This is a genomic window from Streptomyces sp. NPDC059456, from assembly GCF_042750055.1.
GTDB lineage: Bacteria > Actinomycetota > Actinomycetes > Streptomycetales > Streptomycetaceae > Streptomyces.
This window is the reverse complement of the sequence record NZ_JBHYVA010000242.1, coordinates 1-10,996: the sequence shown is the minus strand read 5'-3', so window position 1 is coordinate 10,996 and position 10,996 is coordinate 1. Positions and strand designations below refer to the sequence as shown.

Here is a 10,996-nt window from a genome sequence, read left to right as displayed (position 1 = left end):
GCCGGCCGTCGGGCTGCAGGACGCGGCGCATCTCGGCCAGGGCGGCGTGCACATCCTGCTCCGTCAGGAGGTGAGGCAGCGAGTTGTCGGCGCAGACGACGGTGTCGAACTGGGCATCGGCAAACGGAAGGCTTCGCATGTCGGCGGCGGCCGTGCGCAGGCTCAGGCTCCGGCGGGCGGCCTCACGGGCAGCGCGGGCGGCGGCGCGGGGGCTGACGTCGGTCCCGGTGACGCGGTGCCCGCGCAACGCCAGGCCAATGGCCTGGGTGCCGATGCCGCAGGAACAGTCGAGTACTGCCGCACGATCCTGGCCGATCAGTGCGTCCAGGGCGTCCCCCTGCCGGCGGATGCTCGCGTCCCAGTCTGAGTAGATCAGGTGGTAGTCGTCGGCCAGTTCGTCGTAGAAGTGCGCCACCGATGTCTCGAGCATGGCCCGAGATTACCGCGCCTGACCGCCCCAGTGATCGGCACGATGCCCTCGTTGGCGACAGTGCCGTCATTGCCTCGTGAACATCTGCGAGCAGGCTGATCGCCAATCGCCAATCGCCAATCGCCAAGGAGATCCGCAGGTCAGTGGTTTGTGCCCGGGCGGAGAGTTATTGCCAAATCGTGTGGACTGGCCAGACAGCCCGATGGCCGGTCGATCGAGCATGCGGCTTGCGGTAGCGGACGTACTCGTTCTGGCGCCGGAATCCCACGCTCTCGTAAAGGTCGTAGGACTGGCGCGGGTTTGCCGTTCACCTGCGGCGGAACGCCTCCCGGCCGATCCGGATCGGCTGGGAGGCCCTGCGGCGCTTACTGGCCCGCCGCGGGGACTCCTTTCAGCGCACGATACTGCTTCGGGACGCGCGAGGTCCGTAGCTCTTTGAGGTCCGGGATGTGGTTGTACAGCGTGCCGACGGAGATGCCGAGGGTCTTGGCGATCAAGGTGATCGACTGCTCGGGTTCGAGACCGCCCGCCATCGCCAACAAACCCGCACCGACGAACCCGTCAACGCGTGTCGGCCCGCTCAACATCAAACCTGGGGCGGGTTCAAAGAGCGCGGCGAACGAGCGTAACCCGAAAGGGCGAGGGGGTTTGTGTCGGGGTTCTCTGTCTTCCCGGACAAGGCAAACGACCTCCAAATGGCAAGGTCAGAGCGAACCGACGACCTTTCTGGGGGTGATGCGGACCACGACCCGTTCGGCGTCCTCGGCCGACGCCGGGTTGAAGTCGGAGTAGTCCTTGCCCGTGTACTTGCGTGACAGCTCATTGATCAGTTCCTGTCCGCCTTCCGTGGTCAGGGTGGCCTCGCCGCGGATCTCCGCATAGGTGTAGGGCGCGTTCGCAGGGTTGATCATGACGGTGACCCGGGGGTCCCGGCGCAGGTTGCTCTCCTTGCGGCGGCCGACGGTCGTGGAGAACAGCAGGTCGTCGCCGTCCCGGGTGAGCCATGTGACGGACAGCTGCGGACTGCCGTCCGGCTGGATGGTGGCGATCGTCGCGAAGACCGGGGTGTCGTCGATGAGCTTCTGCAGGTCGTCGGAGAGTGCAGCGGACACGGGACGGGTTCCTTTCCTCGGCTTGCGGCTGTCTTCGGACGGACTGGCTTCTTCGCTGAAGATCAGCAGCCGACAGCCTGCAGAGTCGCCGTTCCTCCCGCAAGCGCATCGGGCGTGCCGGAACGAGTCCGTCGACGGTTCACCCGTCCGGCCGAGTTCCGTGGTGGGCGAGCCCGTCGAGGGCCAGGGCGAGAAGGTGGTCGGGGTGGGCCGTGACAGTGGCGGCCTGGCCGGTGATCCAGCTGAGGGTGTTGACCACGGTGAACAGGTTGGTCCGTGCCGGAGCAGATCCGCCCTCATCGCTTCAGCAACAGCACGAACCCCAATTGGTTCGCCTCGCCCCCCGAAGCGATCACTGGCGCAGCTATGAGCTCCCTGCCCCGCCCGCAGCTGCTCTTCCTGGACGGTTTCGACCGGTCGGGTCCACTGTGTGCGTGTGTGCGTGTGTGCGTGTGTGTGCGGACGGTACCCCTGCGCCCGGACGTACCCCGTCAGGACGGCGAGCAGGTGTCCGCGGCCGACGCCGGGCATCCCCTGACCGGATGCGGTTCGCAGCATCGTGGGTGAGCAGTGACGTCTTCGACGTGCTGCTGGCACGCCCGGACGTGGTGGCGGACGTGAGCACCGGCCGGGCCGTGGGCCACGCGGGATATTCCGCCGCCCGCTCAGGTTCCGGCGGCTGCGCCTGCACGTGGGCGTCGGGTCGGCCAGAGACCGGTCGGTATCAGATCAGGTCGGTGCGAGGGTCAATGGCCCAGTGATTGGGTCGCAGGACTCGCCTGGCGAAGGCCACGTTTTGGGTGCCCAGGAGCTGGAACCGAGGCTGCGGCAGATGCCGTTGGACGGGGCGTTGTTTGTTGCGGAATGCGCGTGTGTCGGCCCCACCGGCTGTCGTCGCGAGCCGGCTCGGGCAGCGTCCGGACGTCCTGCTTGCCGAGTTCCCGCCCCTGGAATTCCGGCAGTACCATCCAGCCGATCTCGGAGATGCGCTCGCCGTGTGCGTCGTGGGTCCACAAGGTCACGGTTCCCGCGACGACGTCGGGCTCGGCCGCATCGGGCACGATCATCTTCGTCCAGTCGGTGCCCGCGGACGCCCGCTGAACATCACGGTGGACCTTCGCTTCCGTGCCTTCGCGAGGCAGCGGGCCGCCAGGCACGGCCATCACGGCCGGGTTGCACCGCATCCGGACGGAGGTGTCGACGTCGCCGTACTCGACATCGCGTAGCAGCATCTGTGTTGTTCCCTTGCCTTAGGACATGGACGTCATGGCTGGCGGCGGCTGATGTCGGCCGCGTAGGCGCCCCGTCGTCCCCGGCGGCTTCGGCCGCGCGCGGCTCGTCAGGCGGGCGACGCGACCGGGACGGCCGTCAAGGCCGCGTGGAGGTGCCGGGGGAGGTCGAGGAGTTGTACGCCTTCCTGCTCGTCGGGGTCGGTACGGGCGACCACTGCGACCATTTCCTCGTCCTGGGTGTTGACCGGCAGGTGCGGCACATCGGGCGGGATGTAGAGGTAGTCCCCGGCCTTCAGTACGAGGTGATCGGCCAGGCCCGCACCGTGCCAGACCTCGACCTGCCCGGAGAGCACCAGGATCGCCGACTCGTGACCGGCGTGCAGGTGCGGGCGGCCCCGGGTGTGACCGGGCAGGCTCATCCGGTGCAGGCACAGGCCCCGGGCGCCGACGGACTGCGCCGAGATCCCCGCCGCGAACGTGCCACCCTGCCGTCCTTCGTAGCCGCCGCCGCGCACGACCACACACTCCACTGTGGTTTCCATGCGCCCCATCCAACCCGGCCCGGCCCGCCGAGCGGGGCCGGTCGCCGAGTTCTGGCCTGATCTTGTTGAGGCAGGCTCCGACCGGCCACCGCAGCCGGTCTCGGACGCCCTGGCCGTCCGGACTGCTGCCGCCGGGGAGCGGCGGTGAGCACGGGCTTGCGCAGTGGGCAGGTCGCCGAAGCGGCCGGGGTGCACATTCAGACCCTGCGCCACTACAAGCGGCGTGGCCTGTTGGCCGAGCTGGAACGCAGCAACGGCGGCCATCGCCTCTGCGGCGAGGACGCCGTCGTCGCACTGAGGGTGATCAAGGCCGTCCAGCGGCTCGGGTTCAGCCCGGACGAGGTCACCGAACTCCTGGAGACAGGCCGGCACCGGCACGGCCGCCCCGTGCCGGGCCTTCAGGACCGCGCGGCGGCCAAGTTCGCCGAGGTCGACGCGAAGATCGCCGATCTGACCACCATCCGTACCGCCTTGGCCGCCGCCGTCGAGGCGGGCTGTGACGACCTGACCGCGTGCGCGTCCAGCACGTGCTGCCCGATCCCGTTCACCGCGATCTTCACCACCTCGCCCCTGGTGAGCCCGAGCACGGACGTGGCCGTGGTGCGGTAGTCAGCCGCCGGAGATCCCGGTCGGTCTGGTCTCTGCCGGGGAGATGCCTGATGCTGTTTCAGTCATTCCGTCCTTCTCCACGGTTTCGTGAACCTACCGGAGCCTCGTCGATCCACGACGGGTTCGTGATCACCAGGGGACGACGCCGTCGTCCTCGAAGAACGAACCGGTCGGGCCGCCGTCGGGCAGGGTGGCGAGTCGGATCGGTGTGGCCGCGCCCTGTTCAGGAGTGCGGGGCCCTTGGAAGCCTGTGAAGTCCGTCGCCACCAGGCCCGGGCAGGCGGCGTTGATCAGGATGTTCGTACCGGCGAACTGCCGGGCGTACTGCACGGTGAGGGCGTTGAGGAACGACTTCGACGGCGCGTAGGCCGCCATGACGGGGCCGATCTCGATGTCCGGGTCCGCCTGCCGCGCCAGGGAGCCGACGCTACTGGAGACGTTGACGATGCGTGGCGCGGTCGAGCGCCGCAGCAGTGGCAGCATCGCGTTGGTCACCCGGACGACACCCATGACGTTGGTGTCCACGACCGTGCGGAGCACCTCCAGGTCGAGCGCGGTCGGGTCCTGCACCCACCCCGGGTCCATCTCGCCCGAGATGCCGGCATTGTTGACCAGGGCGTCCAGGCGCCCGGCCAGCCGTTCGATCAGTTCCGCGGCATCAGTGACGCTCTGGTCGTCGGTCACGTCCAGCGGTACCCCGAACGCGTCCACGCCGACGGCGCGCAGCTTCCCGACCGCGGTTTCGCGTCGGGCGGCGTTGCGGGCTCCCACGCCCACGCGGTATCCGAGGCTGCCCAGCCCGGCCGCGATCTCGTACCCGATGCCCTTGTTCGCGCCGGTCACCAGCGCAATCATCGTTTCGCTCATGCTGATGATGTTGGCTCGCGGAGGAGTGGCACTGCCAACACCGATACGGTGCCCTGTCATACCTCCCAGGTATCACCACGTATGCTGCAGCCGTGGACACCCTGGAGACCCGCGAGTTGAGGTACTTCGTGGCCGTCGCCGAGGAACTGCACTTCGGGCGCGCCGCCGAGCGCCTCGGCATGGCCCAGCCGCCGCTGTCGCGGGCGATCCAGCAGCTCGAACGGCGCCTCGGGGTCTGCCTGCTGCAGCGCAACCGCCGTGGCGTGCGCCTGACCGCTGCCGGCGAGGTGTTGTTGCACGAGGGCCGGGCGGCCCTCGACGCGACCGCTGCCGCCGCTCGCCGCACCCGTCGCGCCGGCGGTGCCGACAGCCCTGGCGGCCCCCGCGGTCGGCTGGTCCTCGCGGTGAAGGCCGCCGCGTCCCACGAACTGCTGCGGAAACTTCTCGACGCCTACGCGGCCGAGCCCGACAGTGCCGAAATCGAGGTGCTGCCGTGCGGCATTTGCGAGCAGGAAGAGCTGCTGCGTGACGGACGCGCTGATGTCGCGCTCATGCACACGCCGTGGAACTCCCTCGCCGGGTTCGACAGCGAGGCCCTGACGACCGAGGGGCAGGTTGCCGTCCTGCCTGCCGGGCACCCCCTCGCCACCCGCAAGACCTTGTCCCTGGCCGATGTCAGGGATGTCCCCGATCTGCCGCTCGCCCGCTGGCCCACCCGCGGCACTTACGCACCCGGCCCGGGTCCCGAGATCCACAACCAGACGCAGCTGGCCCAGTTGATCGCCCTCGGACGCACCGTGGCAGTCGTCCCCGACTCCGCCCGCTCCTGGCTGTGGGCCGAGCACACGGCCGTCCCGTTGACCGACGCGCCTCCCGTCGTGACCCACATCGTCTGGCCCGCCCACAGCCGCTCCCTCGCCCTGGCCGACCTGATCCGCACGGCCGCACGACTATGACCAGCTCCTGCCCCCATCGGTCAGCGCCCGGGCCTAGGAACCGCTCTTAATCGTCTAGCCAGATCAGATAAGGCCTTCGCATGTTCAGCGCACTCATCACACTTGAGATGCCATCCCGATTTCGAGGGCTCAGCAGGAAATGATCCGGTGTCAGCAATCGCGCGGCCTCGAAAGCAGAGCGCGTCTTCCCGGCTGTCGATTCCCCCAACGAGCAGAACGAAACCGCCGCTGCGGACCGTCGCATGAAGGTCCGCCTCGATGTCGCGAGGGATGTAAGGGGGAGCGCTCCAGTTCCGTTCCGCGTAGTCTCCGTCTTCGTATCGGTACGGGTGGATTCCGACCGCACGGGATCCCCGATCTCGCGGACACGTGACGGGTTGCCACGCGAATCCTTCGCCAGGAGACTGACGGCCACGCGCTCCCGCTCATGACGTCTTTCGCTCAGTGCGGACTCGTTTCTGGCCGCGGCACCGCTAAACAGGGCGACGAGTGCGGCACCAACCAGCCACGTTCTTCTCGGCTCTGGACGACGCGCTGAGCGCGGAGGGTGTCCCGGCGGAACTGCTGCCCTGGCAGTACATCTTCAGTGGGCCGCCCTCGGAGATCGGGTTCCGCATTCCCCGGCCCGTGGACGGTTCCCCGGAAATCGGCTGCTGGCCACTGGCGAAGGCAGGGCCCGCGGTGGATGCCTACCGTGTGGTGCTGGACCGGATCGACCCCGATCTCCGGTACGACTTGGAGGAGCTCATCAAGCTGCTTGACGAATGGGCCTCGGAGTGGAACCAGGGACAGGGCTCCTGGTGGTGGGCGGAGGACGGCTCGATCTTCTTCTCGATCACCGGCTGACCGACCGAGCCGAGCGGAGTCGGGACCGCCACCGGCAAGAGGCCCGAGCACGCTCCGTGGGCTGGCGGGTTGTGCGCACGGTCGCGGCGGGCCGCCGGCCGCCAGGAACGCAGGGGCCGGCCGGGCGGTGCGCAACGCCGTCTGGCGCACCCCGCTCCGCAGGGCGCCCTCCGCCCTCCACCCGGTCGTCCCGGGCCCGTGGGAAGTCAATGCCGGCAGGACGGCTGATACGGGTGCAGTTCGGTCCGCAGTACGGGTGTGCCGTCGACCGGCGCCGGGTCCTGCGCGGTCGGCCCGATGCCTCCCGCGGCGGTTTTGTCCCCGTCGGGGCCGACCGTGCCGAACACCATGTAGTTCGGCCGCAGTGCGGAGTCGCCGTAGACGACGAAGAACTGTGAGCCGTTCGTGTCGGGACCGGCGTTGGCCGTCGCCAGCAGGCCGGGCTCCTACAGGCGGCGCGCCGGTCGGATCGGTCGGTGCGAGTGGCAGGTCCACCGGACTATCCAGGGGTCATGGGGGTCCTGCCTGCCTCCGCGGCGGTCTTCCCGGCTGTCCAGGAGACCGTGACCAACGTGCGCAAGCATGCTCCCGGCGCGAGCGCCATCGTGGAGATGCGCCCTGCCGGTCCCGGACTGGACGTGACCGTCCTCAACACCGCCGCCACCCGCCCCACCCCTCAGCTCCCCGGCTCCCGGCACGGCCTGATCGGGCTGCGCGAACGCACGGAAATCCTCGCCGGCACCCTCACCGCCGGCCCCACCCACGACGGCGGCTGCCGCATCCACGCGGCCCTACCGGACCGCAGGCACTCACCGTCGATCGGCCATTCACTTCGTCCGTCCGCCCCCGCCCCTGCGGGCAGCCTTGGCTTCTGCCCTGGCGCGTGCAGCCGTACGCCTCCTGGATTCCTCCTGTGCCCAGGCGTCCGAGTCGATGCGCTTGTGGTAGATCTGGGCCGGTTCCGCGGCGCCCAGGCGCACCGTCCACAGCCACAGCGCGGCCGACACCACGAAAAGAATGAGCGCCACCCCCAAGTAGGTGGCGATCTCATCCGATTCCGGGACGCCCTCCTCGTGCATGAAGCCCGGCACCCCGGAGATGAGCGTGTTCACCCACCACGCGAGCGCCACGTTGAACAGGACAAGAGTGATCCAGTACGCGAACCGCATGCTCTTTGCAGGGCCGCTGAGCTCGCCGAGAAGGAGCAGGCGCCGCAGCGAGACGGGCTGCCTCCGGTGGCCGTCTTCCATGTCCGTCTTGGCACGTCGCACCGCCGCGTAGCATTCGTCCAGCCAGCGTTCCGCCTCCGGGTCCCGCGCCGGGCCGTCGCCCGGCACCAGTTCCTTGGCCTGGATCCAGCCGCTGATGAACTGGACCTCCAGCTGGGCCCGCTCCAGCCGACGGCGGTAGTGGTAGTCGGCGCTGCGCGCCTCGCGGCGGTCCCGGATGAGGAGGCTGGCTCCGCCCACCAGGCCGCTGATCACCGGCACGAAGAACGGGGCGAACTGCACCAAGGAGTCCATGACAGCCACCGCGCGCCTCCTTACTCCCCTCAGCATCACACCGCCGCGGTTCACTGCCCTGTCCTACAGGTCCGATCGGGTGCCTCGCGTGCCACGACGGGCTTTGCCGTACGCCACGATCACCCAAAATTTGCCGAAGTCACCGAGCAGCGGGGCGTCCGTGTGCGATCTCTCGGTTTCGTGACAGTGGTGTGAGAGACAGCCAGGTTTTGTGCGTTGCGGCTGGTCGGGGTCTGTTTCCGAGCAGGTCTCACTGCCATGGATGCAGGAGATCGGGGTGACTTCACTCTCACGAGGCGGCATTCGTGCAGGTGGCGCGCTGGCACGAAGCCGCGAGATCGCACGTATGGCTGCCCCGGACTCGGGGGTGACCCCGGGGAGGGTTGACACGGGGCCGTGAGGTTGTGGCTGGGGTCAGTCCGCTGGCGGGATCAGGCGCCGCTCGCAGGCCCGCTGTCTCGGAGGCCGTCGAGTGCGGCGGGGCAGGGCGACCGCTGCCAGGTGTTCCACGGGGACTTTCTTGCCGGCTTGGCCGAGGACCAGGCCGAGCGGGCGGTCGCCGGTGGGGAGCGGCCAGGCGCGCATGCTCGTGGTCACTTGGCTGAAGGGCAGAGCTGTTGGGGCACGTCCTCACCCCCGTACCCGGCCCGGAGGCCGCGACGAGCGGGTTGGCGCTGGTCGCGGTGCACTCCGCGACCAGGGCGCCGTCCTGTCCGCCTCCTTCTCGGGAAGCCGCCCGGCCGGGCGTGGTGTTGTTCCGGTTGGTGAGGCCGTACGCAGGTGTCGGCTGGCGTGTGCCCTGCCTGGTTTGGGAGGCGTGGGTGGAGTCGTCGAGGGTGACGGTGTGACGTTCGCCGACTCGTCCTTCCTTAACCTCCTCATCCGGCTGAACAACAGCCGGGTCAAGCCGTCGGTGCCTGGTCTCCGAGGATCGTGAACAGGGCCAGCGCCCCTGTCATCTCCAGCAGCCGCTCCAGCTGGTACGGCAGCAGTCCCACCAGAACCAAGGGAGGTGGACGCCTTCGGAACCGGTGGCGATCTCTTCGAATCCCGGGTCGGTCAGGACCGCCCGGACGCGCTCCACCAGCGCCTCCACCAGCGCCTCGCCTTCGGCCGGCTGGTCGGACACTGCAAAGAACCCCGCTGCCCGCATCCGCTCGAAGAGCCCCACATGACCCACGCCGGCATCAAAGTGGCTCTCCTCACCTACCCTTGAAGAGGAGATCACCCTGACCGAGGCTGATGGCGCCCTCAACTCTGACCGCGATCGCGTGGTGAGCGCGAGTGCGGGTATGCCAGAGTACGGACCATGATCCGTTCCGAGTTGGAAGACGAGCTGACCCCGTTCCTTCAGGGGGCTGCTTCGGCGTCATGGTCTGTTCGAGCGGCTTCGGGCAGGCGTCTGGCATCCGCTGCTGAGCTTCCCGGAGTGTCTGAGGTCCTGCACCGGCTGTTGCTCGATGGCCGCGACACCTTCGTCACTCAAGAGACGGCAGAGGCTCTGCTCGGACGCTGGGATGTGCTTGGACTGCGCTTGGTGCTCGCCGCGCTCGCCGGAGCGGATGACGACGCTGGTGATCACCTCAATGCTGCGATCACCAATGTCTGCCGTCAGTCCGATGAGGGCGTGGAACGCCTCGCGGCCCTGTGTTCAACGCTGACGTCGGATGAGGACGACGCCGTTAGCGGGGAAGCCCGCAGAATCCTCGTACCACTGCGATGACCTGACTCGCCCTGCGAGAGGACTCGAGTCCGCAGCATCGTGAAGGAAACCTCGTCCGTACATGGCTCCTGCGTTGCCCGGTGATCATTACCGCGATATCCGTGCTGCTGGCTCTGCCCGCCGTGGCGTACCTGCTCGTCAAAGCCGTCCACCTGGTGGCGACGCAGCGACCCGGCTTCAGTCGGACGGCCTACGGCCAGTGGGCCGAGGACGCGGGGGCGGGGGGCGTGCCTGTGCATTGCGGTCGTCGCCTTCGCCCTGGGCGACCTCAGCGGCTTCAACACCCGCCCCACCCGGCCCTGCCCCGACGCGCTCACCGCGCAGCACGGCCCGCAGGGCCACCGGGACGCGGACGTCGACATCAAGATCGACCGGACGTACTTCCCGGTGTCCATGGAGTGCACCTTCCCAGACGGCGTCCGTGTCGAGGTCGTCCCGGTCTGGGTCACTGCCCTGTTCGTGGGGTCGCTGGCGGGTCTCGCGACCTGCACGGTGATGGTCGCACGGTCCCGCCGGCAGGTCAGCGCGAGCCCGGGAGCTTTCGGACCTCCCCCGGCCGGCTGGTGACGACCGCGTCCCGACCCGTACGCACAGCTCCACGTCCTCGGGGCCGCCCACGGTCCACATACGCACCGCGTCGTGCCGGCACAGAGGCGCCGCTGCGCCGAGGCGGTGGCCGGGCACGCCGGATGACCGCGTAACCCCGAGCACCCTCTGCCCCGGCCTCAGGCCTGGATCTCGTTGACCAGCATGCGCAGGATCAGGCTGTGCCTTTCGGGTGGCGGGGCGGGTGTCCATCGCTGCAGTGGCGTGCGCGATGCCTCCCGCCTGGTCGCCGGACCGGGCGGGCCCGGGTACCGGCCGCGGGTGACCGCGTCGACGGTCGGCTGCCACGTCAAGGCTGGAATCCTGGTCCACGTCGGCGGGGATGAGGGCTTCCCCGACGTCCACCGCGATCAGGTCGCGGCTCTGGATCGGGCGGGGTGCGGATCGCTGTGAGGTGCCAGTGGACGTGCCGTGGCCGGGGGGGACCCACACACGCAGGGTGGCCGCCCCCCCCCCCGGCGGGGCCGCGGGGGGGCGGGGGGGCGCGCGCCCGCCGGCGCGCGGGGGGGGGGGGGGCGCGGGGCCGCGACAGGTACGCGAAGGCGAGGAG

General features: G+C 69.3%; 13 protein-coding genes. 4 read left to right on the top strand and 9 right to left on the bottom strand.

Translation table 11 applies throughout. The annotated features are described in order from the left end of the window. The 5 genes from ACFXA3_RS21555 to ACFXA3_RS21535 all read right to left on the bottom strand — a co-directional run. Positions 1–430: class I SAM-dependent methyltransferase (locus ACFXA3_RS21555; RefSeq protein WP_385188971.1), on the bottom strand; the 430-nt coding region annotated here is incomplete at its 3' end. Positions 431–795: 365 nt separating this feature from the next. Then, positions 796–1,017, bottom strand: a complete 222-nt coding sequence (locus tag ACFXA3_RS21550) for a hypothetical protein (RefSeq protein WP_385188969.1) — start codon at positions 1,015–1,017, stop codon at positions 796–798. A gap of 117 nt (positions 1,018–1,134) precedes the next feature. Further along, the gene (locus ACFXA3_RS21545; RefSeq protein ID WP_385188967.1) at positions 1,135–1,542 is read right to left on the bottom strand and encodes a PPOX class F420-dependent oxidoreductase; all 408 of its coding nucleotides are present in this window, start codon (positions 1,540–1,542) and stop codon (positions 1,135–1,137) included. 746 nt (positions 1,543–2,288) lie between these two features. Beyond that, entirely contained in the window at positions 2,289–2,774 is a 486-nt protein-coding gene (locus ACFXA3_RS21540; RefSeq protein WP_385188965.1) for a GNAT family N-acetyltransferase, read from the bottom strand. 107 nt (positions 2,775–2,881) lie between these two features. Beyond that, entirely contained in the window at positions 2,882–3,316 is a 435-nt protein-coding gene (locus ACFXA3_RS21535) for a cupin domain-containing protein (protein ID WP_385188963.1), read from the bottom strand. Positions 3,317–3,460: 144 nt separating this feature from the next. On the opposite strand from ACFXA3_RS21535, the gene ACFXA3_RS21530 reads away from it, so the two are divergent. Continuing rightward, complete coding sequence (locus ACFXA3_RS21530; protein WP_385188961.1) at positions 3,461–3,925, top strand: MerR family transcriptional regulator; 465 nt, start codon at positions 3,461–3,463, stop codon at positions 3,923–3,925. A gap of 129 nt (positions 3,926–4,054) precedes the next feature. Here the strand turns inward: ACFXA3_RS21530 and ACFXA3_RS21525 are convergent, their stop codons facing one another. After that, positions 4,055–4,792, bottom strand: a complete 738-nt coding sequence (locus ACFXA3_RS21525) for an SDR family oxidoreductase (RefSeq protein ID WP_385188959.1) — start codon at positions 4,790–4,792, stop codon at positions 4,055–4,057. Positions 4,793–4,884: 92 nt separating this feature from the next. Between ACFXA3_RS21525 and ACFXA3_RS21520 the strand changes: the two genes are divergently transcribed. Both ACFXA3_RS21520 and ACFXA3_RS21515 read left to right on the top strand, forming a co-directional pair. After that, positions 4,885–5,748: a LysR family transcriptional regulator gene (locus tag ACFXA3_RS21520; protein WP_385188957.1), complete on the top strand. Its 864-nt coding sequence runs from the start codon at positions 4,885–4,887 to the stop codon at positions 5,746–5,748. A gap of 489 nt (positions 5,749–6,237) precedes the next feature. Then, a complete protein-coding gene (locus ACFXA3_RS21515; protein ID WP_385188955.1) occupies positions 6,238–6,594 on the top strand; it encodes a hypothetical protein in 357 nt (118 codons plus the stop codon). A gap of 206 nt (positions 6,595–6,800) precedes the next feature. Here the strand turns inward: ACFXA3_RS21515 and ACFXA3_RS21510 are convergent, their stop codons facing one another. From ACFXA3_RS21510 to ACFXA3_RS21500, 3 genes are all read right to left on the bottom strand, one after another. Continuing rightward, complete coding sequence (locus ACFXA3_RS21510) at positions 6,801–7,028, bottom strand: peptidylprolyl isomerase (RefSeq protein WP_385188973.1); 228 nt, start codon at positions 7,026–7,028, stop codon at positions 6,801–6,803. Positions 7,029–7,421: 393 nt separating this feature from the next. Continuing rightward, a complete protein-coding gene (locus ACFXA3_RS21505) occupies positions 7,422–8,126 on the bottom strand; it encodes a hypothetical protein (protein ID WP_385188953.1) in 705 nt (234 codons plus the stop codon). 946 nt (positions 8,127–9,072) lie between these two features. Further along, complete coding sequence (locus ACFXA3_RS21500; RefSeq protein ID WP_385188952.1) at positions 9,073–9,246, bottom strand: hypothetical protein; 174 nt, start codon at positions 9,244–9,246, stop codon at positions 9,073–9,075. A 180-nt stretch (positions 9,247–9,426) separates the two neighbouring features. On the opposite strand from ACFXA3_RS21500, the gene ACFXA3_RS21495 reads away from it, so the two are divergent. Continuing rightward, on the top strand, positions 9,427–9,840 hold the full coding sequence (locus ACFXA3_RS21495) for a hypothetical protein (protein ID WP_385188950.1): 414 nt from the start codon (positions 9,427–9,429) through the stop codon (positions 9,838–9,840). Positions 9,841–10,996 lie beyond the last annotated feature (1,156 nt).

Coding starts and splice junctions, on each gene's coding strand:
- ACFXA3_RS21550 (WP_385188969.1), bottom strand. CDS start 1,017: ATGTTGAGCGGGCCGACACGCGTTGACGGGTTCGTCGGTGCGGGTTTG.
- ACFXA3_RS21540 (WP_385188965.1), bottom strand. CDS start 2,774: ATGCTGCTACGCGATGTCGAGTACGGCGACGTCGACACCTCCGTCCGG.
- ACFXA3_RS21535 (WP_385188963.1), bottom strand. CDS start 3,316: ATGGAAACCACAGTGGAGTGTGTGGTCGTGCGCGGCGGCGGCTACGAA.
- ACFXA3_RS21525 (WP_385188959.1), bottom strand. CDS start 4,792: ATGAGCGAAACGATGATTGCGCTGGTGACCGGCGCGAACAAGGGCATC.
- ACFXA3_RS21495 (WP_385188950.1), top strand. CDS start 9,427: ATGATCCGTTCCGAGTTGGAAGACGAGCTGACCCCGTTCCTTCAGGGG.